Genomic DNA, 25,216 nt, shown 5'->3' with positions numbered 1-25,216 from the left:
TTATCCTTTATTCCGGCATTCTTCCATCATACCAACGGGTAAAAGCCCGGCATATTTTCGCAAAAAATCCCGCCCCATCCTGGCATGGACAACAATATCGTCATCTCCGTATAATGCACCGCAACGGGCTGACAAAGACCTGAACTGCTCCTGCAGAGATCCATCTTCTTGACTATATTGAATAGTGCCGCTTTCCCTCATCAACATTTCCATCACGATATCCTTGATCTCTTCCGGTGTATTTTCCATGACTTTAAGATTAAGCCTGTCATAAACATACTGCTCGGCACCCATGCTGACAGGAGGACACATCAATTCACGGAAACTTAGATAATGATCGTCATCTTTAGACAGACAAAGCCTTGGGATAAACAGGTCATTCACAGTGAACTGGTACATCGCCGCGGCCGGCAAACAGTTTGTCATGACAACAGGTACGCCGAAAACTAAAGATATTGTATGCACTCCCGAAGATGTTCCTACAAGGAAACGGCATTGCGAACACAAGAAAATGTCCATCCAATCGCTTTTCGCATCACTATGGGCATAATCGATCACATGGTCCATCGGCGGCAATGGGGTCATTCCGAGGTCTCCCATACGGACCACCCACCCCCCGGCATCAACAATGGCCTTTATGGCCGGCACATAGGTCTTAATATCCGCATTGCGAAAGTTCCCCGCGTGGCTATTGTCATTCCATCCTGATTCTCTCACATGAAGACAGACAAACCATGCGTGGTTCGGGACGCCTAAAGAGCTTAAGCGCTTCCATCCTTTCACAAAATCATCATCGGAAAGCTTGAGAAGAGCCGGACGCTTTTCTTCATTCCATTGTTTTCGCACGAATCCAAGGGCTTGCGGGCTCAACATGACCCTTCCTTGGAACGACATATAATAATTGATCGGAACGGTCATGCATTTTTCCAAAGGAGAAAGCGCCTGAATCAATAATGGATCAGAGATAACAGTGATATACTGGCGCCAGTATTTTAAATAACAGGGATTATTAACACGACTTTCAGGATCAAGCAATAACACCAATTTTTTAGGGGTCTTCAATCCAAGGATCCCCATTTTTATATGGACCCCGAGGATCTCCCAGGCGCCGATGCTCCCTGTGGCAAAAGCCCTGGGAATAAATTCAAAACCAAGCTCATCCAATTGGTGATCTTTCAATATCCGGCGTCTCATTTTTTCAGTATTCCGTAAAATACCCATGGATCTTACGAATTCTTGACCGGTATAACAAAAATTGATCAGGAGGGTGCTCGCTGATATAAAAACGGAAAGATCAGTCAAACTCGGTTCATGCGCGATGTATTTTTTAATACAATAAACGATCTTTCTTTTTAATTTAATACGCTTGCTTAAATTGCTGTCACAGGCAGGATTTAAACAAATGTCTTTATGTTGCTTATACATACGAAGCAAAACAAAATAATAGGCCTCAGGCCAATCAATTTTTAGGCAAACAGCCGCCGGGGCCAAGAGGCTCATATATAAGAACTTAAATAAATTTCTTACCTTTTGACCAAAAACGCGCATGCCCCCCTCTTTCATGTGGAGCATCTGACGCCGAAGGAAAGAGATCAACATGGGGTTGTCCAATTTTTCGCTATGATCTCCATGCATTGGGAGATCGGCGTAAACGTGCTCTTTGTTTCCCTGATCAATTTCATGACATTCATACTCGTATTCTTGGGACGATTAAAAACTTCATTATTGATGACCTCCTTAAGATCATCCAGGGATATTTTCTCAACTTTTTCATGGCCGACCCCTAAATGATCGGCCATTATTAAAGCTAGATCATACCGTGACCACACTTCGGTCGTGCTGATGTTAAAAATCCCTGTCGCGTTCTTCGTTTGTAATATTTTCAGGGCGTTGATGGCATCAGACAAAAGCGTCGGTGAAAAAATTTGATCGTATGCCGCGCGTATTGTGCCGCCTGATGTCAACGCGGCCGCCATTTCATCAAAAATAGATCCATCTTTCTTTTCAATGGTAAAAACCTTGCTGAACCGGGCGATCAGATACCTGCCTTTAGAAATTTCCCGGATGCCTTGTTCTATTTCCGCCTTCTGTTGTCCATATCCGTTGATCGGGTTCACCGGCGCGTCATCGTCGTAGTTTCCCGTGCGTCCATCAAAAACACATTCACTGGAAATGTATATGGGCTTGATCCCTTCATCCACAAGCTGTTGAATGATCTTTAACGTCCCTTGGGTGACTTTTTTTGTATATTCTTTTTCTTTCTGGGGGACATGGATCCGTGCTATCCCTGCCGTAATGATCGCATCCTGATGCCCGGACTCAGCAAGTTTTAAGGAAGCAATGTCGCAGGAAAGCAGGTCCAGATGTTTCAAATCTCCCTTCAATCGGTTCAAAGCCGTTCCGACACAGTCCGGATGCGTCTCGCGATGGAGAGATAAAAGGGCCTTTCCGATAAATCCTGATGCTCCGATGATGGCTGTTTTGGGGACCATATCTATTCGTTTTTATTACGGATAAAACTCAAATATTGCGATCCTCTCCCCCACCAGGAAGAAAAACTTTTCCAATCGGTTTTCGGGGTTATGGAAGGATACTTTTTGAGCGCGGAATTAAAATCAGACAAGGCGTCCGCCGTGACCTTGGAAAACCTCCTGACCATCGCCTCCAGCGCATGGACATTTTGAGAAATGCCCTCAATATGCGATCTGTTTTTTTCATGGGCAAAACATGCGATCAAACGCCGTATTTCCAGACAGACATTTAAAAGATCCGTGTTCTCTTCGGCAGGCCGCGGCCCCCACTGGTCGCGGCAATCCAGTAAATTGTGCAGGTTCTTGCGATAACAATCGATGGCCACTTTATTAAGATCCCTTTTTTCCCCATAAACATCTTTATACCAGCGCCAGTCAACAAAAAAATAGGGAGATACCCCGTACACATCAAATGAGGCGTCCAGCGTCCTGATCGCACGTTCTATGGAGAGCATGTCCGTTTCTTTATTCCCCCAAAGTGCTTTATTCATAATGCTGTCCACCACCCAATCTTTGGATGACCGGCTCATTCCCTTCAAATGGGCAAAGTGTCCTTCAAAAGTCGCCGATAATATCCCGGCCTTTTCCTCAAAAGACATCTCTTCTTTCATAACGATCCCGCCGATCAAACCGCGCAGCAGGTCTGTGAGAAAGCCGACACAATCATGGGTCGTAATGATGCAAACTCCCCCGGGTTTGGTGAACTTGGCAACGGACCTTAAACTTTGCTGTGGATCTTTTTGGCCCGCCAATAATCCTTCGCATAATACCAGATCAAATAATTGGTCATTTTTATATTCTTCAATTAAGCTCGCCACCAGTTCATGGTATTTCTGGTCCGGAAAATACTTCCCGAAAAGGTCCTCACAATCTTTTAAACCTTTCGGATTTCCGTCAACAAGGACGTATTGCGAAGGCTGTAAGCTATATGTATAAAGGGCGTTGTGACCGCTGCCTGGCCCAAATTCTATGATCGATCGATCCTTAATGAACGAACCCACAATACCCAAACGTCTGTATAAAAACTCTCTTCTTTCAAAATGTTTCCTTACATCAGAAATATCCTGCGCAACAGGCGAAATTTTGTATTTCTTATAAAAATCAACGTAAGGTTTCTCAGATTGAGTATTCATATGAAACGCCGTGTTTGCGGAAAATCTCCGCAGTTTTGGCCCCGGTTTCGGCCTCTTTTAAGACTTCAATGATCTGTTTTCGGGGGTGTAGCGTTGCCATGCAAAGCCTCCTTGTTGGGTTAGTTTACCCTTATTAGGAAACTCTACATGCAAATGGCTTTAATTGGTGGGGTGGGGTCAAGTCCGTTTGGCGCCAAAAGGAATCACATCAGGATCATGCCTTAGACGCCACCAGCTCTCCTTGCAATTCTAAAGCCGTAGTTTGAAATTTAGGGACCACCTTAGGTCTGCTTGTCTTTAAGCATAGTTTGATCAATTTCCCGATCTTTCCGGTTCCTTTAAAAAGATTGATTAAAGGATTACATGTCTTATAAACTTTTGGATGAATAAGGACCGGGGTGACTATGGCGTAGTGATAAAACTCGCGAAGTTTGGCATATAGATCAAAATACACGGATGATTTCTTTATATGCACTCTCTGAAGACATTTTTTACAGAAACGGGTTTCCGCATCATTGCCAGAAAATGTTATCGGTATGTCTTTATGCATTTCTAAGCAATGGGGACATTTATAACTGACCAATGAAGTCATTTTATCAAGATGTTTGGATCCGAGGATCTTTGTATAAGCAACCGAGACAATTCCCTCATGCCAAACCTTCTTACACATATAATCAAAATCGTCTTCGGACAATTTAGTCATATTCAAGGGTCTGCCCTGAAACACCGAACTTGGGTTAATGTAAAAATCATACAGGTTTTCAAACCTTCCCTTTGCCTTTAAATCGTGGTAAAGGACTGTCCCGGGATAGGGGATGATCATAAACATCCCCAAATTAAGCGCCGGGAATCTCCGCCTGAAACGAAGGGTCTCTTCCATCGTCCCTAAAGTCTCGGCCGGGTCCCCGAATATGTAATTCCCTTGGATCGTGATGCCTGCTTTTAATGTCCAACGGATAACATTGTCAATTTGTGTCGGGTGAAGCCCTTTTTTCATACTTTTTAAAACCTCTTTACTGGCGCTTTCAAATCCATAACTGATATAACGACAACCGGCGTCTTTCATTGCCGCTAACACATTTTCATCAATAACGCCGCATCTCAACTGGCATTGCCAACGGACATTGAGCGGTTTGATCCCTTCACAAAAATCGTAAATACGTTGTTTGTCATTGGCAAACATCTCGTCGATCAAATTGATTTCATTAACACCGTATTCATCCATCAAAAACTTGACTTCTTTCATAACGTTCTCAATGGTGCGAACCCGATGGCCGCCCGTCATCAACCGATAGCAAAAAGTGCATTTGGCCACACAATTTCTACTCGTAATGATGTTGGCGATACGCCGTTTTGCAGGATCCATCACCGTTTCAAAACATGAATCCTTTTCATAATGATGATCAAGGTGATGCCTGTATTCAAAACCTTCATAATCAGGCCAGGGGTGACTATCCAGATCCGAGATCAGTTCCCGGCCGCACGTTTTGAACATAGTGCCATCTTTCAAATAGGCGATCCCCTTAACCTCTTTTAAATCCAAACCATCTCTAAGGGTACCCAGAAGATGCGCCAACGTTGCCTCTCCCTCTCCTAATACCAAAAAATCCGGGCCAACTTTTTCCAAAGCAAATTCAGGGTCCCCGCTGGCCAAAGCGCCTCCCAGAATTATTTTTGCATGGGGCCGCACATCACGCGTTGTCTGGATCACGGTCATAATAGGTTTGATTTCCGTAAACAAACCTCCCGTACAAATCGCGTCGAACGGTTGCTCTTGAAGGACCGTCCGCAATTTATTATCTGTATAATGGTTAAGATTCAAATTCTGGACATCAAAACCCTTTTGTTTCAAATAGGATGAAACATACATGAGCCCTAATGGTAAGAAATACGGCGCTCCTGTTTTTTCAATATCTGGTTCATACTTGGGGACGACAACTAAAATCTTCATACCGACCTCCCTGAGAGGATTAAAGGATTACCAAATTATAGTTTATTGCATATTTCCGAGTAAGGCAAGTAATAAAATCAGTTCAAGAGATCCTGATTTTGACGCAAAAATTCGGCCCCGATCCTTACGTTAGGATTTAGATTATCCCACCCTAAACATGCCCAAAAACGCCTCTGCAGCTCTTCGTCTTCAGGCCCAGCCTTCCACTTGCCCTTAAGACGATCCTCCATTTCAAAGACCGGCGCCATGATCTCTTCCGGGCTATTCTCTCTTAATTCTATTTCATTCTTTTCAAAATCTCTGCCATCCCAACAGTTCCCCAGGCCGGACTGAATTATTTCACTAAACGTTAAGCAACGCTTTTTGCTCACAGAGTAGAATTTTTTGAAGATGAATATCCCGTTTGAAACCCAGATCGATATCCGCTGGATCGGGACCCAATTCACGTAAACAACAGGACGCTTAAAGGCCTCCGGGATAATAGACATCCCGGTATCGGAGCATAAAAAAGAATGACACTTAGCTCCTAAATAAACATCCAAAAAATCTGTTCGGCTTCCATTGGCGGCGTAATCGATAATGGCCGCGTTCGACGCGGGCAACCTGTCCTTCACCGTGCTGCCCATTCTAACCGCATGGTAACCTCGCCGGGCAAGTCCTTCGACCGCAGGAAGATAATTAAAAATATTGGAATCTCTATAATCGTGATAACCCCAACTTCTATCAGGATATACGGCGTCCAGATATGCCGCGTCGCGGGCATGAAAACAGACAAAGGGGGCCTTTTCTGGTATGCCTAACCCCCGAATCTCTTGATGGCCAAAATGCTCTTCTTGCGGAGTAAAAGCAACATTAGGTTCTTTATGTTCAAGGATGCGCTTAAGAATATCTTGATGCTCGCTGATCGTTGATGGAGTGGCATCCATCACCGGAACAATGTAAAGCTTATCCCCTGGCAATATGCATGATATCCTCCCGACGAGTTTTGCCAATCCTCCGAATGGAAAAATACGCAAAACTCGCTTCCACATCGCCCACCATTGGCTGTTGCCGACGACCCCGGACCAATCGAAGTAAAAAATATCAAAGTATTTATCCCTGCACATGCGGCCATGATACAAAGACAGGTACCAATCCGCCCGGTATATTCCGCCTATCCTTGCGATGTCGATCCTTCCCCATCGCACAACGATCAATGGCCGCAATATCCGTATACCTATGGCGATCAGGACAGCCGGAGGGACCAAAAGACACTGATATAACTTCCTTATTGGCCCCTGACCGATATCTTTCATTTTTTTTCTACCGCCTGGGTGGTTTTGGCTTCGTGATCAGGTATGGCCCCAGAAAAAGAGCATCCATCCCGACGGATGAAAAAGTCGCCAGGGCATCCAATGGAGTCTCCACAATGGGCTCTCCCCGGGCGTTAAAGCTGGTATTTAATACCACGGGAACTCCGGTCAAGCGGCCAAAAGCCGCGATCAAACCGTGGAATAACGGGTTCGTTTCCTTACTCACCGTCTGTACCCTGGCCGTCTTGTCGACATGGGTGACGGCCTGCAGCTTCTCTACCCAGTGGGGGCGCACCGTAAAAGTAACCGTCATGTAGGGGGATGGTTGATCCATCTCGAAGACCTCCGAAGCCCGCTCCTCCAGCACCGCCGGCGCGAAAGGACGAAACTCTTCGCGAAACTTAATTCGGGCATTGATCTCATCTTTCATCTTGATCGAGCGGGGATCAGCCAAAATAGAACGGTTACCCAACGCCCGCGGACCAAATTCAGACCGGCCCTGAAACCATCCGATGATCTTACCTTCAGCCAACATTTCCGCGGCCTTTGTCCCCGGGTCCGGAAGCTCAATATAGTCCTGCCCCGTTAACTTAAGGGCGCTTAACAATTGCCCATTGGTATAGCTAGGGCCAAAAAACACATGTCCCGGCAATTCTATCTTCTCGCCATTTTCATAAGCGCCTACCAAGGCATTGCCTAAACATAACCCCCTGTCCGAAGCGGCCGGCTGCACGAATAACCGCTTGATAAACGGCAATTGATGAATGATCCGGTTAGCCGAGCAATTCAATCCAACTCCGCCGGCAATGCATAAGGAATCCAATCCTGTCTTGGCATGCAGCCGTTTAACAAGGCGCACGACGCATTCTTCCAAGGATCTTTGAACGGCAAAAGCAAGATTTCTATGCCTGTCCGTGATGGGCTCACCGAAACGGCGGGGGGTTCCCAGCGCGCGAATAAGGTTTTCATTATAGATCGGCTCGTCCAAAGTTCTGATCGGGAACGGGTGGCCAAAATTCTCCTGACGGACAGAATAACCATCATCGGAAATTCTCACGAGAGAACTGATATCTTCCCCTTCTTTTCCAAAGGAAGCCAGCCCCATCACCTTGTATTCATCTTGGGCTTGCCGAAACCCCAAAAATTGAGTTACGGCGCAATAAAAAAGCCCCACGGAATCCTTGATCGGCATCTTTTCCAATACTTTGATCCCCTTGGAAGAACCCACCGCAAGCATTCCGCTCAAATCATCTCCCCGGCCGTCATAAGAGATGCACATGGACCGATCGAATCCAGAATAAAAAAAGGCGGAAGCCAGGTGAGAGAACTGATGGTTAATGTATTGAATGGGCGGGACCACTCCGAAATAATGCTTGAAAAACAACTTCACATTATTGTCCAATTGTTCCTTGATCGTTTCTCCGGTCGAAACAACCAGATCAATATCTTCCATCTTTAATCCGGCCTGTTTCAGGCAGAACCGGATGCTGAAAAAAGGGAGTAATCCTCTGGCCCCTTTGATCCTTGTAAAGCGCTCTTCTTCACCCAAGGCTATTAACTTCCCATCGCAGATCAAGGCCGCGCTTGGATCATGGTTCAAATGAGAGAACGCACAGTGGATCCCCAAAACATTCATGATCGATCTCCTAAGAAAATTTCTTTTGTTGACGGTTCTTTTGTGTGATCTGTGTGCCGTCCAAAGACATCAACGCGCGCGCCAGGGCCGCGTGTTCTTGCAATGAGACGCCCCCATCAATGACCAGAATTTGCCCGGTGATTCCGGCCGACTGGGAACTACAGAAAAACGCTACCGTGTGGGCCACGTCATCAGAAGCCACCATTCTTCCCAACGGCGATATTTTTCTATAAAGGTCGTAAATTTTTTTGTTTCTAAGATAAAAATCTTTGTTTTCTTCCTTAAGGACCATGTTGGGCGCAATGGCATTGACCCTGATCCCTTTAGCTCCCAGGGCCAGGGCATAGTAACGCGTCATTTGCTCCAGGCCCGCTTTGGCCACGTGGTATCCCACGGGCTGCTCGGCCGCGATCAGGCGGCCGGCGATGGAGGTGACCACAATGATCGTGTTTCTTCCTTTGACATTCTCAAAATGATCGACGGCTGATTCGATCACGTGCTTGACCGCGGTCAAACTCGTCTCGATCTGCCCGGCCCAATCATCGCCGACGCCCCTAAACTGCTGACAAAAAACAAGATGATTCAATTGGCCCTGCCGGCGGATGATCTCATTGAAAACTTTTAGGAAACGGCCGGGCTTCGTTATGTCCGCGTCCCAATAATGGACTTTTTCGGTCTTTTCTTGTGGCTGTTTTCTGCTGATCACAGACACCAGATAACCCCTTTGGGCCATCGTTTGCACGACCGTCCGGCCTATGCCCTTGCTCCCGCCGATGACAAGCACATGTTCTTTCTTCATATAACTCTCATTTGAGGCAAGGGCACAATAAAATGCCCTCCTTTTTCCAAGTACAAGCGGTGTTTGTTGACGATCATTTCATGAAAACGCCAGGCCAAGATAATAATATGATCGGACTTTCGCTGATCAATTTCCTCGGATGACAGGATGGGAATATGGTGGCCCGGGCTGAACGTGTTGAATTTCGCCGCATTGTCATCAAATAAACATTCCAATTGATCTCCGAGGCCGAAATAATAAAGGAATGTCGTCACGCTATGGGACGCCCCATACCCCGCGATTTTCTTATTGTTCCTCTTTAGGTCCCCGATCAGGGTCAACAATTTCTCTTTCTCGGCGTCGATCCGCCTTTTCAGGTTTGAAAAGATTTCTGGGCGGTCCAAGCCGAACTCTTTTTCCAACCGTATCATTTTATCCACGGAGGCCAGCCTTTTGCGGGGCCCGCCCTGCAGCTGCACCACGCCGCGCAAGGACCCGCCCTTAGTGGCCACAACATTGATGTCCAGCAATTCCATCCCATTATTTTTGAAAAACAGATCCAGCGCTTTAACTGAAAAATAAGACAAATGTTCATGATAAATATTATCAAAAACCATATTTTCAACCAACTTGAGCAGATAACCCGTTTCAAATATAAAAATGCCGTCATCGGCCAATAATTCACGGATACTCTGAATAAAAATGGCCATATTGTCGACGTTGGCCATGACCATGTTGGCGGTAATGATATTGGCCGCTGCGCGTTCATTCCTGGTCTGCCGGGCAAGTTCAATATCGTAATACGCGCCCAGGGTCTCGATCCCCGATTCCGTCGCTTTTCTGGCAATGTCCCTCGCCGGATCGACGCCCAAGACCCGCAATCCCCTCTTTTGAAATTCTCTAAGGAACAGGCCGTCATTGCTGCCGACATCAACAATAAAAGCCCCTTGGGGCATGGGAAAATTCTTCAAGACATACTCGGCGTATCCTCTAAAATGCCCGCCTAAATCCGGAGAGCTTGATGAGGTGTATTTAAAATTTTTGTATAAAATCTCCGGGTCGACGACGTCCAGCAAGAATACGTTCCCACAGTGACGGCATAAGGCAAGATCCATGGTGTATCTGTCCTGGGCCATGTCCAACTCTTGCCGGGAAACATAATCACCGGCAATGGGTATCGGCTCAAGGGACAAAACGGTCTCCGGGCTGGTTTTCCCGCAGAGCCGGCAATCCGTTCTTCTGTAGACGGCCTGTGTCGTGTTCTTCATGACATGCCTGGCTTTCTGAATTTGCTGATCCTTGATGCTAATCCCTGCTGAAATTGATCGACCTCAGCCGGGTCATCTCCCTCAGCGGCCCATGGGGCATAAATGGTGCCGGAGCGCTGAAATGGACCCTTGATGGTCTCATGGAATAATAAAAGATCCGAACGCACAAATGGAGCATAGTAAGCCGCCTCATTAAGGCGATAATAAAATTTGCGCCCGGTCCCATATTCGCCCATGGGAATGACATCGGTGATTTCCCCTTGCTCGTCAAACAAAACCATGTCGGCAATGCCCTCAATAATATGATAGGACAGGTCTTTGCCTGGATGCTTGTGAGGCCGAACATAGGTCTCTTTTGAATGTAAAATGAACATCTCATGAACATCATCCGCGATGTCTTTATGCATACACAATCTGGCGCTTTTGCGGCTGTTGCGTAACGCTGCTTCTTTGAGAAAATTGATCTCACTGTCCCCGATGCTCACAATGGGGCCTTTTGCAAAAAAAATCCCTTCGCCTTCTATCCTTATATTGACGGGGGTATTCATAAGATCATCTTTTTCCCTTTAATCCATCGCAATGACAACGCGTCCGGTTTCGCCTCTTCGGATGGTATTCAGCGCTTCGTTGATCTGTTCCAACTTAAACTCATGCGTGATGATGCCCTCGAGCGTCATCTTGCCCTTTTTCATGAGATCGATATAACGCGGGATCTCCAGATTGGGCTGTGCGCTTCCGCCATGCGATCCTTTTAAAACTTTCTTAAAATGCAGCGGCAAAGAATAGATGGAAATATTGTCCCCTTTGCGCGGAACGCCGACCAGGATCGTTTTGCCGTCCGGATGGGTCAGTTCATACGCTGTTTCGATCACCCGCGCGCTGCCCGTCGTATCAATAACGACATCCGCCCCCTTTTCACCAACGATCTTTCGGATCTGGGCCAGATGATCTTTATTGTCCTTTGAATTGAACCCATGGGTGGCCCCGAAACGTTTGGCCATGTCTAATTTCTTATCAAAAAGGTCAACGGCGATGATGGGATTAGCTGAAACCATTTGCGCGGATTGGATAATATTTAAACCAACCCCTCCAACTCCAAAAACGACGACCGATTGACCGATCTTAACATGGGCATCATTGTTAATGACCCCCATGGCTGTTGTGACGGCACAGCCAAACAAAGGGGCGATCTTCATGTCAAAATCATTCGGTATGACCGTCAGCCTGTTCTCTGAAACAACGGCATGATCATTAAAGGTCGTCACCCAGCCGGAATTGACCTTTTGTCCGTTCCAATGATAAGTCGGCGTCGGGGATTGGATCCCGTCACTTTGACGCCAATGCATGACGACGTGGTCGTCGGGTTTAACGCGCACAACGCCCTCTCCAACGGCCAGGACGGTCGCCGAACCTTCATGTCCCAAAAGATGCGGCAAAAATTTATCCGGGCCTTTGGCCCCTTGAATTTCATTAAACTGTGCTCCACAGATCCCGCTGTAATGGACACGGACCAGGACCTGTCCAAAAGCGAGCGTTTTAGGAAGCTCTATTTGGGCAACAACCAAGGGCTTGTTCAACTCGGTTAAGATCGCGGCCTTCATCGTTTTAACAGGAAGGCTTGTGTTTTCTAATGTCATTTGTGCTTGTTCCATAATTTTCTCTATTCCTAAAAATGGTTTATTCAAAATAAATAAATTCGTAATCTCCGGTGTACCCAAAATGTTCAAGCAGCCATATCCAGGCCTTGTTGTCAAAAAAGGCCTCGGCTGTCAGCGCCCAGCACTCCATATTGAACAACTCCTGTTCATTGCGGTAACTTTCCACCATGATGAATTTATTTTTACCGACGCGCTCGATCTCGGGGACCGCCACCGCCAACTCGGGCACGCGCAGGTTATGGAGGCTTCCTAAAGCAATGACCAGATCAAAATATTGATCCGGCCAGGGATAAGGAACATCCTGTGCCTTGCGGAGGGTCAGGGATTTACGGATCGGCTCCGGGGCATCGGCGATGCCATGCCGGGAAACATCAAACCCATGCAGTTCGGCATTGGGCAAAAGTTGTTTTAATTCGTACAGAAGATGGGCCTTGCCGCAGCCGACATCCAAAATTTTGACATTGCTTTTAAGATTGTAATGCTGAATAAGGCTTTCGGCGACGGGCTTCCATCGTCCATCATATTTGTAGCCGCCATAACCGTAGCGGCGATTGCCGTCCCAATAATCCGCCTCATATTCTTTGGCTTTGATCATGCAATGGACCTTATCATCCACCATGCGATCGATGTATTTTCTCGCGGTTTTTTTATGCAGCGGTGTGAAGATCTCAACGAATGTTCCCATGTCTGGTTCTACTCCTTTATGAGTTGCGGTTCAATTAGCTTTCCCGATGGTGCTTTTGTCTTTGATAAATTCCTTATGGTGACTACGATATTGTCTGTGGTGATACCGAAGCCTTTCATCAAGCCCGCTTGTGAACCGTACTGCTCAGCGAACACATCCGGGATGCCCAAACGCTTAAACTTTTTGGGGGTCGGGAAGTTCGCTTCGCTCACAATTTCAGCTACCGCCCCGCCCAGTCCGCCCAGAATGCTGTGTTCCTCGATGGTCACGATCACCGGAACCTCTTTGGCATGACGCAAAATGGCCTCGTGATCGAGCGGCTTAATGGTCGGCACATGCACAACACTGGCTTTTATCCCTTCCTGTTCCAGGCGGCCGGCGGCTTCCAATCCGTTATTTAACGTGATCCCGGTTGTGATGATGAGGGCGTCCAGGCCGTGACGCATGACCAAAGCCTTGCCGATCTTAAAAGGAATATTGTCGGTGGTCACAATGGGATCTCCGCCCTTGGCGATCCGGATATACATCGGGCCTTTGTGATCGAGAGATTGCAGCATGGCCCGGCGCATTTCATTGGCATCCGCGGGCGCGATCACCGTCATGTTCGGGATCGCGCGCATGATCGCGATATCTTCAATGGCCTCATGAGTAGGGCCTAAGGGCGCATACACCAGCCCGCCGCCATTTCCCAGCAAGCGCACATTCAGATTATGTAACCCCAGGTCAACGACGACTTGCTCGAAACACCGTCGGGTGATGAAGGTCGCGATCGTATTGACGTAGGGGATTTTCCCTTCCATGGCCAGCCCCGCGGCCATGCCGATCAGGTTGGCTTCGCTGATACCTTCCATAAAAAAACGCTCCGGCATTTCCTCTTTGAATTTCTGCAGGGTGCCGATCCCGAGATCTGATCCAATAAAAAAAACGCGCTTGTCCCGGCGCGCAAGCTCATGGACCACATCCAGACACATCTTACGCATCAGTATGCCTCCGCTTCGTCTAAAAGCTGGCGGATCTCTTCGTCCTTGATCCCGCTTTTGTGATGCCATTTCAAATTGCCTTCCGTGCATTTCATGCCCTTGCCCTTGAGCGTGTGGCAGATGATCGCCGTCGGCTTTTCGTTGTCGGGCGGCAAAGCGGAAAACGCATCGCGTAACGCCGCAACATCATGACCATTCACTTCCTTGACAGCAAAACCAAACGCCTCCCACTTCTTGGCAAATGGTTCCAAATTCTGGACCTCGCGCATCGGGCCGTAAGATTGATATTGGTTGTAATCAACAATGACCGTTAAATTGCTCAATTTATGTTTGCCGGCGCAAAGGGCCGCTTCCCAGACCGATCCTTCATTGCATTCGCCGTCACCCAGGATCACAAAAATGCGATGACTGGCCTTCTCGTGCCTGGCGTTCAAAGCAAAACCGATCCCGATCGGTAATCCGTGCCCCAGGCTTCCGGTCGAGGCCTCCACTCCGGGCACTTTGACCTCAGGATGCCCGCCCAAAAGCCCGTCGGCCTCGCAAAACCTCCACAGTTCTTCTTCCGGAAAAAATCCTTTGTCCTGCAGAACCACATACAAAGCCAGGCATCCATGGCCTTTGCTTAAAATACAGCGGTCGCGCTCTTCCCATTTGGGATTTTTGACATCATAACGGAGCACATCGTCATAAAGCGCTCTTAAAATTTCCACTAAAGACAACGCCGCGCCGACGTGCCCGCGGCGGGTGGCGTTGAGCGTTTCAATGATCCTACAGCGTAAATATTTCGATCGTTGGTCCAGTTTCATATGTTCTGTTGGTAGGTTTCTTTGATCGTTCGGTACAGGCCCTTGGCCTTTAACAATTGTTGTCTTCGCACCTGGCTTGGGTCCAATGGATTCCCCGCGGCAAAAGACCGGCGGGAAAAATCGTTTGGAATAAATTCATTGAGCAGTATCGCGCACCATTTTAAGCCATGTAACGGATAAACCACCCTGATCCTGTCGATCAACCTTTCATTTTCCTTAAAAACATCAAGCATTCCCCGCGCAAAACATTTTTTCATCGATTCACTCAAACTCATTGCGGGATGCAATAAAAAATCAACGACCATCTTCGAGGGATCATCCCAGCCGAAATATTCAAAATCCAGAAAAACAATGCGTTGATCCCGCGCGCGAATGGCATTGTGAAACCCGAAATCCGACGGACTTAAAGTCCTTTCTTCCCAAGAAACTTCAGAATCAAAAAAAATGCGTTTCCTGGAACATTGTTCTTTGGCCCACTGGGTTAAAATGCCCAGAAACGGTTTGAAATCTTCCCGTAAAAAAGACCCCAACTCCTCATACTCCTGCCCTTTGGGCCTGATCTTTGTCAGCCGGTCCAATCGCCTTTCAATGCCCGCAACAATCGCTGAGATCGAAAAACACGCGTCGGAGGCAGGCGCGATAGGGGAAGAACGCGCGGTATTGTTCAGCCTCTTTAGATCTGCCAGAAAATTCACGGCGTATTTGATGTCTTCCGTCGTGATATCTGCCGGTAAAATCTTATCGCCTTCGATCAATTCATAGATCGCGCAGGATCCTTCCCGATTGACGGCAACGGGACGCGGGATGCTGGCGATGCCCTGTCCCCATAAAAACGAAAAGCTGGTAAACTCGGTTTCCAGGCGGTCCCGCGGGTCGGCCGGATGACGAAAATAAAATTTCACGACGTGCCTTGGGGTTTCTCCACCGGATTCCAGAACGAAAACTTGGCTGTTTCTCCCGCGATCCAAACGCTTCGCGCGTACACCAACGCGTTTGAGCATTTTCGCGGCCAGATCCTCGACTTGCGCAATGGTCCGGCTATCTTCCATTACTAAAGAAGTGGTCATAGATCTCTTTCCAGTCATGCAGGACCTTCATATCCCCGCGAGGACCTTCCCCCTGTGAGGAATAAAGGATCCTGGCGGTTTGTTCAGGAAACGACTTTTCTAAAAATGTTTCCTCCAGGTCATCAATAAAATGCGTGCAGTTCAATTGTTTGATCCGCCCAACCTTATCCTGGCGCGTCGATTCAAAAAAAACCTGATCGGTCGAGAATCCAAAGCCCTGGAAATCAAAAAACCCTTTTTGCTTCATCCAATCCAAGGCTGCTTGCCGCAAATCGATCCTGTCGGTATCTTGCGCGGCAAATCGGGTTTTATGGCTGACAATGTACACCGGCAGACCGGCAGACCGGCAGGCCTTTAAAAATCTTCCGACACCGCTGATCAGAACAGCTTCATCCATCGCCTTACCATACACGTGCGCCTGGACTTGCTGCCATTTGGTTTCTCCATCGGGCAGCTGACGGACCGCATCCCGTATATTCTTTTTATGCCGGACGGCGCCGTTCTCGATCAATCCCATCTGCCGGGCTGTTTTCAAAAAAACATCGTCGTAATTCACCAGCGTGTTGTCAAAATCAACGCCGAGAATAAAATGCATCTTCTTTCGCGCTCCCCGGGGCGCCCTTGCGATAAAAGTCCCGCACAGCATCGATCACATAGGCCATTTGCTCAGGGCTCAGATACTGATGGACCGGCAGGCTGAGGATCCTCTTGGCATCCGCTTCGCACACCGGGAAATCGCCTTTCTTATATCCAAGATACGCGGCTGCTTTTTGCAAATGGACCGGGATCGGATAATGGACCTTGGCCTTAATGCCACGCTTGATCAGATGCTCCAAAAGCACATCGCGATCTTTGACGCGCAGCACATAAGTGTGATAAACCTGTTGAACATTGGGCCGGCGCTTGGGGACCGTGATGGATTCTTTCAGGTCCTTGAACGCCTCGTCATACTGCCGGGCATTGGCAATGCGCTTTTGGGTGATGTCCTCAACCTCGTTGATCAAACGATTGCCGATCACCGCCTGAAGTGAATCCAGACGGGAATTGTGCGCAAACATCTCGATCTCATCACGGGTGGTCATGCCGTGGTTGCGAAAAAGTTTTAATTTTCGATCCAATTCTGCACAACGGGTCACGATCACGCCGCCATCGCCCCAAACATTCAAATTTTTCAAAGGATGCAAACTAAAACAGGCGGTTTCTCCCCAGAAGCCCACATGTTTACCGTCGATCTTAGCCAGGATCGCCTGGGCCGCGTCTTCGACGACCAACAGCTTATGTTTCTTGGCGATGGCCATGATCCGCGGCATGTCCGCCGGACATCCGGTCAAATGAACCGGCAAAAGTGCTTTGGTTTTTTGGGTGATCGCCTGCTCGATCTTGTCCACGTCGATCGTGTATTCATCGTTATTATCGACAAAGACCGGCTTGGCGCCCACCATGACGATCGCGCCAACCGTCGAAATAAAGGTATTAGGGGTCGTAATGACCTCATCTCCCGGCCCAACGCCAATGATCTTTAAAGAAAGAATGAGCGCATCCGTTCCGGAACCGACACCGATCGCGTGCGGGAGGTTGCATAATTCAGCAAATCGCTCTTCGAATTCCGTCACGGGTTTGCCGAGGGTAAAATCTCCACTTTGAACAAGCTTACGGACATCCTCCAGATAGTCATCGATCTGCGCGAATTGTTCATCCAAGTAAGAATACGGTACGTTCATAATGATCCTTATCGTTTATAAAAATCTTTAACGGCGTTAACGACATACTCGAGCATGTCCGGCTGAAGCGACTGGGAAACCGGCAGACTTAAAACCCGCTCGGCCTGCCCTTCGGTCACCGGCAAGCTGCCCTTTTTGTATTTCAACTCCTTGGCAGCCCGCTGAAGATGGATCGGCACCGCGTAATGCACCTTGGTCCCCACTCCCTTATCCGCTAAAAAGGCCTGAAGTTCATCCCGGCGGTCCGCCTGGATGATAAAGGTGTGGTAAACCGCGCGCATATTTTCTTCTGCAATGGGCGCCTGAACCGCCGATAAACCGGCCAAATGTTTTTGATAAAAATGCGCGTTGGCGCGGCGGGCCTCTGTCCAGTCTTCCAGATGATCCAGTTTCACCAAAAGCATGGCCGCGTGAATGGTGTCAAGCCGGGAATTATTGCTCCAGTAAATGCATTCATGGCGCCGGTAAAATCCGTTATCACGCAAGGCCAGGATCTTGTCATACGTCTCTTGATCGTTGGTTGTCAAAATACCCCCATCACCGCAGGCGTTGAGGGTTTTCAGAGGGTGAAGACTGAAACACCCGGCATCGCCAAAAGAGCCCACCTTTTGTCCGTTGAGTTCGGCGCTCACGGCCTGCGCGCAATCCTCGATCACGGGCAGGTTATGTTTCTTCGCGATGGCCATGACCGCTTTCATGTCCGCCGGGCGGCCGGTCCAATGCACCGGTAAGATCGCTTTGGTCCGCGGCGTGATGGATTTTTCGATCAAAGCCGGATCCATCAGATAATCTTCTCCCACATCCACAAAAACCGGCTTGGCTCCCGCGCAAACAATACAGCTCGTCGAGGACACAAAAGAATTGGAAACGGTGATGACCTCATCCCCGGCTGTGACCCCCAGCGTCCGCAAAGCCAGAATAAGCGCATCTGTCCCGGAATTGAGCGCCGCTGCATATTGCACGCCACACAATTTTGCAAAACGCCGTTCAAATTCGGCCACCTCTTCGCCTAAAACAAACTTCCCGTGATCCAAGACCCTGCTGACCGCTTCCAGCAATTTCTCTTTGAGGGGAGCGTGCTGTTCGGCCAAATCCACATAAGGGATATTCATCAAACAGCGCATTGGGGCTCCGTCGATTTGAGCGTCTTAATATTGAAATACCGGATATTATTCAAGGGGTCCTGGAACTTCCCGGCTTTAAAGGCCCTGATGAGATCCCGCACGGCATCTTCAATGGTGTGCTTGGGGACAAAATTCAATTCGCGTTTGATCTTTTCCGAAGAAATACGGTAGGAACGGATGTCGTCGGACGGCCGCGTTTCCACAGTGATCGGGGGGCGCTCCGGCAATTCCTCAGCCATGACCCGGCGAACGATCTCGGCGATATCAGCGACCGAACGGTTCTGATAACCGGCGTTGTAGGTTTTGCCCGCGATCTTTTCATCCGGCAATTCCAAAAGTAAACAATACAGGTCCGTCATGTCTTCAATGTGCAGATTCGGACGCTCCTGCTGACCGCCAAAAACGATGATATGATTGTTGTTATACGCGTGATTGGTCAAAATATTGACGGTCAGGTCAAACCTCTGCCGGGGAGAATACCCGCAAACCGTGGCCGGCCGGATGGTCGTGGCCGTAAATCCCGGCGATCGGTATTTCCAGAGAATGGGCTCACATAATCCTTTATACTTGTTGTAATCAGTGACGGGCAAAAGCGGATGATCTTCGGTAACATTCTCGGCGTCGCTGACACCGTAAACACTGCAGGTCGAAGCATAAACAAACCGGCGCACCCCGCTTTCTTTGGCTGTCCGCACCAGGGGTTCAAAGGCATCGTAATTCACCTTGCGGCTTAACGCGGGATTCAATTCAAAGGTCGGGTCATTGGAAATACAGGCCAAATGGATGACGGCTTCAACGCCAACCAAACTTTTCTTAAGCAAATCTGTATCGCAAATGTCGCCCTTGATCTCTTCTAAGCGTGATTTATCCTTAATCCCGTCGAAAACATCCGTTCCGTAAGTGTAGAGATCCAGGACTTTGACCCGGTAACCTTTCTCCAATAACTTCGGGATAAGGATCGCGCCGACATATCCCGCCCCGCCGGTCACCAGAACAGTGTTCACTTTGCCCATAAAATACCCTTTCTTATTTTAATAATCTTGTGATGAATTTAATAAGGTCGATCGCATTGACCGGTTCACGGTTACAAACGATCTGGACCGCCAAGGATCCGACGGCGTTCCCGATAAAAGAAACGACTTCCTGGGGCAAGCGTGCCGCAAAACAGGGTGCGATGAACGCGAAAAAAGCATCTCCCGCGCCGATGGCATCGACCACGCGGCTGGAAAAAGCCGGCGTTTCATGAAAACCTTTTTTCTTGGAATAACACAGGGACCCGGAAGATCCGCGGGTCGCGATGATGTGTTCGCAATGCATCTGCTGGTAAACCTTTTTGGCATGGGTCCTCAGATCGCTGACCCGGTCGTGAGTGGCATAGCGTAATTCCAATTCATCCACGCATACGCAGTTGGCCCGACGGTATTTGGTGATCAGATTAAACCCGATATTGGCGCTGTTGGTCTGAACATTCAGGGCCAAATACTTGGCCTTGACACAGATCAAGTCGCGGATCCGCTTGGTGAGAAATCCATGCCCATAATCGGAAATGATGACCAGATCATAATTTTTGATCACCTTATTGAGATGCTTGAGGACCTTTTCTTCTTCCCGGCCGGCGATATCGGAATCATCGATAAAACAGATCTCGAATAGCTTGCGGTTCTGGATCTTGTTAACATACCTTCTTTTGACAATTGTGCCGGTATCCGGACGGGTGAAAAAAGTTGGCTTGACGTTGGGGCTTAAATGCGATCCGATAAAATCCTTGTAAGATCTCTTGGCGCCCAGGATCGTCACCAAATCCACCTGTCCGCAGACGCTCGCCGCATTATTCGCCGTCGCCAGAGCACCGCCGGCGAACATTTCCCTGGATTCATAGCGGTTGACCACCAAATGTTCTTTGGAAGACTTACCTAGAGGCGAACAGTAATGATATTCATCCATGATGGTGTCACCGACCACCAGCACTTTTAATTTCTTTAAAGCCTCCAATGATCCGACGATGTAATCAATGTTATAGCGCTTGTTGATGGCCTTAAGGTATTTCACGGTCCGTGGAGGATAGGCATCCAGATAATCATTGATGAGCTTTGAGGAACTGAAGGTGATATCGTCGGTGAGAAACAGCCTTCCGCCCACGGCCTTGATAGCTTCTTCCTCTTCAAAGATCTTGCCGGTCACATCCTTGTCCTTGGCCTTGTAGTCGGGGCCTTTGGCATAAACATCGGGACGCACCTTGCGGATAAAATCCGTCGCGGTGGGGGCATCCACGATGGACACATAGTCCGTCATGGCCAGAGACGCCAGCGTCTCGGCGCGCAAGCGGCCGGTAAAATACGGACGGCCGGGCCCGCGTTTGACATATTTGTCTTGGGTCAGAGTGGTGATCAAAACATCCCCCTGCTCCTTGGCCTGATTAAAATGGCGTATATGCCCTAAATGGATGATATCGAACACGCCATGGCAAAGCACCACCTTCTTTCCTTTTTTCTTAAGGTCTTCAACGATCTTGGCCAGCTTGGCGGGTGATTGTATTTTTTTTAGAATTTTGAGGTCCATATTTACTTGACCAGATATTTAAACCAGTCCTCTGTGGCTTTCTCGATCGTGGCGGGCGTCCATACCGGCGCGTCTTTCCAGTAATCAATGTCTTTGAGGATCTCCTGCACGCCTTGAGCAAAAGATACTTTCGGCTCCCAGGAAAGAGCAGATTTGATCTTGCGGATATCCGCCCAGGTGCAATCCGGTTCGCCGGGGCGTTTGGGGATGTGGATTTTTTCTCCGCCGAGCAAAGAAACCAGGGTATTAACGCTCTGGGGATTTCCGGCCCCTACGTTAAAAATTTCATTTTTGACCGGTGAAAAGGCGGCGGTCGCCATGGCGCGGGCCACATCCGTGACAAAAATAAAATCGCGCGTCTGATCCCCATCGCCGACAACGGTATAAGGTTTGCCATCAAGTTTTTGAGCCAAAAAAACCCCGAACACAGCGCCATAAGTCCCTGAAGTCCTGGAGCGCGGCCCATACACATTGAACAACCGTAAGGAAACAACCGGCAAGCCATACACCCCTGCCCAATGCAGGAGGGTCTGCTCCCCTAAATATTTCGTCAATGCATAAGGATATTGGGGATGGATGGGAGCGCCTTCCGGGGTCGGGTAAAACTCCCGGGAAGGAATGCCGTAACAGGAGGACGAGGCGGAATAAACGAGTTTCTGGACCTTGGCCAGGCGCGCGGCCTCGGCGACATTCATGGTCCCCAAAACATTCGACACGTAATATCCACGGGGCTTGACAATGGAAGGCACAATGTCGGCTAAAGCGGCCAAATGAAAGACGATCTCCTGCTCCCTAAAATAAGGAAAAATGGCGTCAAAATCGGTGATATCGGCTTCAATGATCCGGACATTGTTCTTTTGATGGGCGAGGTTGCCGGGGCGGCCCGTGGAAAAATTGTCAATGACCGTGACCGAATGGCCTTCTTCCACCAGCCGGTCAACCAGATGGCTCCCGATAAAACCCGCCCCACCCGTCACTAAAATTTTCTTTTCTTTCATCAGCTTTCTTTCTTCAACTCCATCATCAGGTAAGAAACGATCATATGGTTTAAGATCAAATGAACATCCTCAACCGGGCCGTATTCCCCTTTTTTGCTCTTAATATGGACCGCGTGATCGCAGATCTGGGCCAAGCGGCCGCCATCAAACCCCACCAGGGCCACGGTCCTTCCTCCTCTTTCCTTCGCCAGTTCTACGGCCTTGACCACATTGGGGCTATTGCCGCTGGCGGAGATGACCACCAGAACATCGCCGGCATTAAAACTGTATTGGATCTGCAGTGAGAACACGTCTTCATAGCCATAATCATTGCTGATGGCTGTCAGGGCAGAAGAATTGTCATTGATGCTTTGGGCCCTGAAACCTTTGCCCCGGATCTTGCGGCCGACCTCGCTTAAGTCCTGAGCAAAATGAGAGGCGGTGGCAGCGCTTCCCCCGTTACCGGCAAAATAAATGGTTTTGTCATTCTTTCTGGCTTCCAAAAAGCAGTCAACCGCCCTTTTGAGTGACTCAACATCGATCTCGGAGATCAATTTTTGGACATAATCACCATATTTTCTGAAATAATCGGCCCGCAGGCCGCTTTCCTTAAATATCTCTTCCAGGGTGTTCATGATCACCTCCGACATAATTCAAGCTTGTTTAAAACTTCTTTAGGCATAAGGAGTTAAGGTTTTAAAGTTCAATTATTGAACATAATTATAAGAGAATTAGTAGTCCTGTCAAGAATTAATGCTTCGAAGGGTTAACTGGCTTTGCGAAGCTCCATGATCATAAAATATTCGTTCCCATTTCTTTCTCTGTCTATACGGCAGAAGCCTGCATTTTTAAAACACCGCAAGGATCCCTTATTATTTTCTTTAATAAGGGCTTTTAAAGCCGTCACATTGGCTAGAGAAAAGATCTTTTGACCCGTCAACTTAAGCGCCTGGACGCCAAACCCCTGCCCTTGGTGATCTGCGCAAAGGGAAATGCTGACATAAGCCCCCTCCTGCTTAAGATCATACCGCACCTGCCCAATGGAAATACGGTCCTGAAACAAAATAAAAATTCTTACATCATCCCGCCGCAATACGTCTTTAAACCACTCCAGATGCTCCCTCCGGCCAACAGGACGTGCTTGAATACAGTGGGGCCAAACTGAAGGATCATTGCGCAATGACAAAAGAAATTCTGCATCTTCCCACACCGCGTCTCGAAATGAAAGCTCCATCACATCATAGCCCTCGATAACGGCGTTCCCCGGGAAATATCTTGTTTGGCCTTCCTGCCCAGCAATTGCGCATAATACTTCGGACTTAAGCCCTGTCCCGGGCGTATGACTTTAATATTTTCCGATGTGAATACTTCGCCCTTTTTAATGTCTCTGGAAACAAAAATGGAACGGCGAAAAACCACTGAATTGCCTTCTTGCTGCGTCTTCTGATAGCGCACTTCCCCTAAAGCGGACTCGGTCAAACGCAAGGCCTGGACCATATCTCCAAAGGCCTCAGGGGTCATGGAAAATACGGCGTCAGGCGTATCGTCTTCCTGGTTTAATTTGATGTGTTTCTCCAATAATTCGGCGCCCACGGCAACGGCAGCAATGGCCACCGTCGGGCCTAACGTATGGTCTGATAAACCCACCGGACACTTAAAACGTGCGCGCATATCGGACATTGTGCGCAAATGCATCTCCTGTGCGGGTGCGGGATAGGCGCTGACGCATTTGAGCAATGCTATTTCCTTTGTTCCGTTGTCATGGAGCACCTGCAGGGCATGCCGGATCTCTTCTAACGTGGCCATGCCCGTGGACATAATGACAGGTTTTCGGGTATGGGCCACCTTGATCAATAAAAGGTCATCCACCAATTCAAAAGAAGCGATCTTGTATGCCGCAACCCCCAATGACTCCAGAAAATCCACCGCTGTTTCGTCAAAAGGGGTGGAGAAGCAATGCATCTGCAGCTTATCTGCTTCTTCTTTTAATGTCTTGTGCCATTCCCATGGCGTCGAGGCCTTCTGATACAATTGATATAAATTCTTACCACCCCATAACCCGTCTTTGATGCGAAAATACTCATTGTCCACATCAAGGGTCATTGTGTCTGCCGTGTATGTCTGCAGCTTGATGGCATCCGCGCCTGCCTCTTTAGCCGCGCGAACGATGCGCAAAGCGCGCTCAAGGCTTCCGCCGTGGTTCGCGGATAATTCGGCAATGACATAACAGGGCTGCCCCGCCCCTATCCGCCTGCCCTGGATCATCATTTTAATAGACCCCTGATAAAATCCGCGTCTTTGGAAAAATCGTCCAGGTTGTCCTCATGATCATGAGGAGTTTCCAGCGTTAAGAACGCATCCTTGGGTAAAAAATCCAGCATCTGCTTTAATGGAAAACTGCCGGCCCCCAAATGACGGTGTTTGTCTACGGGAGAATGGATGTCTCCGTCGGAAATGTGAAATAATTGCGGGCGTAATTGCATAAAATCCTCAACGACCTGACGCCAATCTTTCTTGGCCCACGCGGCATGACAAGCCGCGTGGCCAAAGTCCAGGCAAAAGCCAAAACCGATGGCCTGCATCAATGGCCGTATTTCTTCAACGCTATCTCCCCGGCAAGATTCTTGCTTGGGACCTATGGACGGCTTATTCTCAATGAACGCCGCTTTAAATATTTTCGGGAATTGCTGTTTAAATAATTTATATTGCCTGATGCTTTCCTGCAAAGGGCCTATGATCCCCGGATGAAAAATAATGCTGGCAGGCCCTAAAAGCCGCCGGAACTTCTCAAGGCGACGCAAGGCCTCTTGTTTGAACTCCATCCCCTCACTGTCCGCGGGATTAAACCCGCCATAGCTGTGGGGCGCGTGCAAGCGTATGGGCAGGTCTAAATCCTGCCAACACCTGGCCTCTTCTTGTTCTGCCTTGACACCGACATAGATCTCCACAAAATCACAATGGCCCTGTTGGCCCAATTTTTGAATGTGCGGGATATAAGCGGTGTTTTGCGCCCAAACTTTTATTCCGATATGGACCGGCATCATTTAACC

The 25,216-nt window shown here is 48.5% G+C and carries 24 protein-coding genes; all 24 read right to left on the bottom strand.

The genetic code is table 11. The features are described from left to right. The gene (locus Q7K71_03335; protein MDO8675137.1) at positions 1–1,548 is read right to left on the bottom strand and encodes a TIGR04372 family glycosyltransferase; all 1,548 of its coding nucleotides are present in this window, start codon (positions 1,546–1,548) and stop codon (positions 1–3) included. Positions 1,549–1,592: 44 nt separating this feature from the next. Beyond that, positions 1,593–2,492 (bottom strand): sugar nucleotide-binding protein, encoded by a 900-nt coding sequence (locus tag Q7K71_03330; protein MDO8675136.1) that lies wholly within the window; start codon positions 2,490–2,492, stop codon positions 1,593–1,595. A gap of 2 nt (positions 2,493–2,494) precedes the next feature. Next, a complete protein-coding gene (locus Q7K71_03325; GenBank protein MDO8675135.1) occupies positions 2,495–3,664 on the bottom strand; it encodes a methyltransferase domain-containing protein in 1,170 nt (389 codons plus the stop codon). Between the two features lie 214 nt (positions 3,665–3,878). Beyond that, positions 3,879–5,615, bottom strand: a complete 1,737-nt coding sequence (locus tag Q7K71_03320) for a radical SAM protein (protein ID MDO8675134.1) — start codon at positions 5,613–5,615, stop codon at positions 3,879–3,881. Positions 5,616–5,692: 77 nt separating this feature from the next. Beyond that, positions 5,693–6,910, bottom strand: a complete 1,218-nt coding sequence (locus Q7K71_03315) for a TIGR04372 family glycosyltransferase (protein MDO8675133.1) — start codon at positions 6,908–6,910, stop codon at positions 5,693–5,695. A 7-nt stretch (positions 6,911–6,917) separates the two neighbouring features. Beyond that, positions 6,918–8,543, bottom strand: coding sequence for a carbamoyltransferase C-terminal domain-containing protein (locus tag Q7K71_03310; GenBank protein ID MDO8675132.1), 1,626 nt, complete (start codon positions 8,541–8,543; stop codon positions 6,918–6,920). A 10-nt stretch (positions 8,544–8,553) separates the two neighbouring features. Continuing rightward, positions 8,554–9,342 (bottom strand): SDR family oxidoreductase, encoded by a 789-nt coding sequence (locus tag Q7K71_03305; protein ID MDO8675131.1) that lies wholly within the window; start codon positions 9,340–9,342, stop codon positions 8,554–8,556. After that, entirely contained in the window at positions 9,339–10,589 is a 1,251-nt protein-coding gene (locus Q7K71_03300; protein ID MDO8675130.1) for a class I SAM-dependent methyltransferase, read from the bottom strand. Before Q7K71_03300 ends, Q7K71_03305 begins: the two co-directional genes overlap by 4 nt. After that, positions 10,586–11,137, bottom strand: coding sequence for a WbuC family cupin fold metalloprotein (locus Q7K71_03295; protein ID MDO8675129.1), 552 nt, complete (start codon positions 11,135–11,137; stop codon positions 10,586–10,588). Before Q7K71_03295 ends, Q7K71_03300 begins: the two co-directional genes overlap by 4 nt. Before the next feature lie 18 nt (positions 11,138–11,155). After that, positions 11,156–12,241 carry a zinc-binding dehydrogenase gene (locus Q7K71_03290; GenBank protein ID MDO8675128.1) on the bottom strand — a complete coding sequence of 362 codons (1,086 nt, stop codon included), beginning with the start codon at positions 12,239–12,241 and terminating at the stop codon, positions 11,156–11,158. A gap of 25 nt (positions 12,242–12,266) precedes the next feature. After that, positions 12,267–12,932 (bottom strand): class I SAM-dependent methyltransferase, encoded by a 666-nt coding sequence (locus Q7K71_03285; protein MDO8675127.1) that lies wholly within the window; start codon positions 12,930–12,932, stop codon positions 12,267–12,269. Positions 12,933–12,940: 8 nt separating this feature from the next. Beyond that, positions 12,941–13,912 (bottom strand): transketolase C-terminal domain-containing protein, encoded by a 972-nt coding sequence (locus Q7K71_03280; GenBank protein MDO8675126.1) that lies wholly within the window; start codon positions 13,910–13,912, stop codon positions 12,941–12,943. Next, a complete protein-coding gene (locus Q7K71_03275; GenBank protein MDO8675125.1) occupies positions 13,912–14,712 on the bottom strand; it encodes a transketolase in 801 nt (266 codons plus the stop codon). The genes Q7K71_03280 and Q7K71_03275 overlap by 1 nt, the downstream gene beginning before the upstream one ends. A gap of 2 nt (positions 14,713–14,714) precedes the next feature. Then, positions 14,715–15,785, bottom strand: coding sequence for a phosphotransferase (locus Q7K71_03270; protein ID MDO8675124.1), 1,071 nt, complete (start codon positions 15,783–15,785; stop codon positions 14,715–14,717). Continuing rightward, complete coding sequence (locus tag Q7K71_03265) at positions 15,757–16,380, bottom strand: hypothetical protein (GenBank protein ID MDO8675123.1); 624 nt, start codon at positions 16,378–16,380, stop codon at positions 15,757–15,759. Before Q7K71_03265 ends, Q7K71_03270 begins: the two co-directional genes overlap by 29 nt. Then, on the bottom strand, positions 16,358–17,506 hold the full coding sequence (locus Q7K71_03260) for a DegT/DnrJ/EryC1/StrS family aminotransferase (protein ID MDO8675122.1): 1,149 nt from the start codon (positions 17,504–17,506) through the stop codon (positions 16,358–16,360). Before Q7K71_03260 ends, Q7K71_03265 begins: the two co-directional genes overlap by 23 nt. Before the next feature lie 8 nt (positions 17,507–17,514). Beyond that, a complete protein-coding gene (locus Q7K71_03255) occupies positions 17,515–18,618 on the bottom strand; it encodes a DegT/DnrJ/EryC1/StrS family aminotransferase (GenBank protein MDO8675121.1) in 1,104 nt (367 codons plus the stop codon). Next, positions 18,618–19,643, bottom strand: a complete 1,026-nt coding sequence (locus tag Q7K71_03250) for an NAD-dependent epimerase/dehydratase family protein (GenBank protein ID MDO8675120.1) — start codon at positions 19,641–19,643, stop codon at positions 18,618–18,620. The genes Q7K71_03255 and Q7K71_03250 overlap by 1 nt, the downstream gene beginning before the upstream one ends. A 13-nt stretch (positions 19,644–19,656) precedes the next feature. After that, positions 19,657–21,189, bottom strand: coding sequence for a PfkB family carbohydrate kinase (locus tag Q7K71_03245; GenBank protein ID MDO8675119.1), 1,533 nt, complete (start codon positions 21,187–21,189; stop codon positions 19,657–19,659). A gap of 2 nt (positions 21,190–21,191) precedes the next feature. Next, positions 21,192–22,187: an SDR family oxidoreductase gene (locus Q7K71_03240; GenBank protein MDO8675118.1), complete on the bottom strand. Its 996-nt coding sequence runs from the start codon at positions 22,185–22,187 to the stop codon at positions 21,192–21,194. Continuing rightward, positions 22,187–22,816 carry an SIS domain-containing protein gene (locus tag Q7K71_03235; GenBank protein ID MDO8675117.1) on the bottom strand — a complete coding sequence of 210 codons (630 nt, stop codon included), beginning with the start codon at positions 22,814–22,816 and terminating at the stop codon, positions 22,187–22,189. The genes Q7K71_03240 and Q7K71_03235 overlap by 1 nt, the downstream gene beginning before the upstream one ends. A 116-nt stretch (positions 22,817–22,932) precedes the next feature. After that, positions 22,933–23,400, bottom strand: coding sequence for a GNAT family N-acetyltransferase (locus Q7K71_03230; protein ID MDO8675116.1), 468 nt, complete (start codon positions 23,398–23,400; stop codon positions 22,933–22,935). Then, entirely contained in the window at positions 23,400–24,434 is a 1,035-nt protein-coding gene (pseI, locus tag Q7K71_03225) for a pseudaminic acid synthase (GenBank protein ID MDO8675115.1), read from the bottom strand. Before pseI ends, Q7K71_03230 begins: the two co-directional genes overlap by 1 nt. After that, positions 24,431–25,210 carry a TIM barrel protein gene (locus tag Q7K71_03220; GenBank protein MDO8675114.1) on the bottom strand — a complete coding sequence of 260 codons (780 nt, stop codon included), beginning with the start codon at positions 25,208–25,210 and terminating at the stop codon, positions 24,431–24,433. Before Q7K71_03220 ends, pseI begins: the two co-directional genes overlap by 4 nt. Positions 25,211–25,216 lie beyond the last annotated feature (6 nt).

The sequence above is a fragment of the Candidatus Omnitrophota bacterium genome (assembly GCA_030650275.1).
Lineage (GTDB): Bacteria > Omnitrophota > Gorgyraeia > Zapsychrales > Fredricksoniimonadaceae > JACPXN01.
This window is presented reverse-complemented; position numbering and strand designations above follow the sequence as displayed.

What these genes read in the sequence shown, in the direction of transcription:
- Q7K71_03320 (MDO8675134.1), bottom strand. Translation starts at nt 5,615, where the DNA reads ATGAAGATTTTAGTTGTCGTCCCCAAGTATGAACCAGATATTGAAAAA.
- pseI (MDO8675115.1), bottom strand. Translation starts at nt 24,434, where the DNA reads ATGATGATCCAGGGCAGGCGGATAGGGGCGGGGCAGCCCTGTTATGTC.
- Q7K71_03245 (MDO8675119.1), bottom strand. Translation starts at nt 21,189, where the DNA reads ATGGACCTCAAAATTCTAAAAAAAATACAATCACCCGCCAAGCTGGCC.
- Q7K71_03220 (MDO8675114.1), bottom strand. Translation starts at nt 25,210, where the DNA reads ATGATGCCGGTCCATATCGGAATAAAAGTTTGGGCGCAAAACACCGCT.
- Q7K71_03270 (MDO8675124.1), bottom strand. Translation starts at nt 15,785, where the DNA reads ATGACCACTTCTTTAGTAATGGAAGATAGCCGGACCATTGCGCAAGTC.
- Q7K71_03315 (MDO8675133.1), bottom strand. Translation starts at nt 6,910, where the DNA reads ATGAAAGATATCGGTCAGGGGCCAATAAGGAAGTTATATCAGTGTCTT.
- Q7K71_03300 (MDO8675130.1), bottom strand. Translation starts at nt 10,589, where the DNA reads ATGAAGAACACGACACAGGCCGTCTACAGAAGAACGGATTGCCGGCTC.
- Q7K71_03280 (MDO8675126.1), bottom strand. Translation starts at nt 13,912, where the DNA reads ATGCGTAAGATGTGTCTGGATGTGGTCCATGAGCTTGCGCGCCGGGAC.
- Q7K71_03255 (MDO8675121.1), bottom strand. Translation starts at nt 18,618, where the DNA reads ATGAATATCCCTTATGTGGATTTGGCCGAACAGCACGCTCCCCTCAAA.
- Q7K71_03325 (MDO8675135.1), bottom strand. Translation starts at nt 3,664, where the DNA reads ATGAATACTCAATCTGAGAAACCTTACGTTGATTTTTATAAGAAATAC.
- Q7K71_03290 (MDO8675128.1), bottom strand. Translation starts at nt 12,241, where the DNA reads ATGGAACAAGCACAAATGACATTAGAAAACACAAGCCTTCCTGTTAAA.
- Q7K71_03265 (MDO8675123.1), bottom strand. Translation starts at nt 16,380, where the DNA reads ATGCATTTTATTCTCGGCGTTGATTTTGACAACACGCTGGTGAATTAC.
- Q7K71_03335 (MDO8675137.1), bottom strand. Translation starts at nt 1,548, where the DNA reads ATGCGCGTTTTTGGTCAAAAGGTAAGAAATTTATTTAAGTTCTTATAT.
- Q7K71_03260 (MDO8675122.1), bottom strand. Translation starts at nt 17,506, where the DNA reads ATGAACGTACCGTATTCTTACTTGGATGAACAATTCGCGCAGATCGAT.
- Q7K71_03240 (MDO8675118.1), bottom strand. Translation starts at nt 22,187, where the DNA reads ATGAAAGAAAAGAAAATTTTAGTGACGGGTGGGGCGGGTTTTATCGGG.
- Q7K71_03330 (MDO8675136.1), bottom strand. Translation starts at nt 2,492, where the DNA reads ATGGTCCCCAAAACAGCCATCATCGGAGCATCAGGATTTATCGGAAAG.
- Q7K71_03310 (MDO8675132.1), bottom strand. Translation starts at nt 8,543, where the DNA reads ATGAATGTTTTGGGGATCCACTGTGCGTTCTCTCATTTGAACCATGAT.
- Q7K71_03230 (MDO8675116.1), bottom strand. Translation starts at nt 23,400, where the DNA reads ATGGAGCTTTCATTTCGAGACGCGGTGTGGGAAGATGCAGAATTTCTT.
- Q7K71_03235 (MDO8675117.1), bottom strand. Translation starts at nt 22,816, where the DNA reads ATGTCGGAGGTGATCATGAACACCCTGGAAGAGATATTTAAGGAAAGC.
- Q7K71_03305 (MDO8675131.1), bottom strand. Translation starts at nt 9,342, where the DNA reads ATGAAGAAAGAACATGTGCTTGTCATCGGCGGGAGCAAGGGCATAGGC.
- Q7K71_03250 (MDO8675120.1), bottom strand. Translation starts at nt 19,643, where the DNA reads ATGGGCAAAGTGAACACTGTTCTGGTGACCGGCGGGGCGGGATATGTC.
- Q7K71_03285 (MDO8675127.1), bottom strand. Translation starts at nt 12,932, where the DNA reads ATGGGAACATTCGTTGAGATCTTCACACCGCTGCATAAAAAAACCGCG.
- Q7K71_03295 (MDO8675129.1), bottom strand. Translation starts at nt 11,137, where the DNA reads ATGAATACCCCCGTCAATATAAGGATAGAAGGCGAAGGGATTTTTTTT.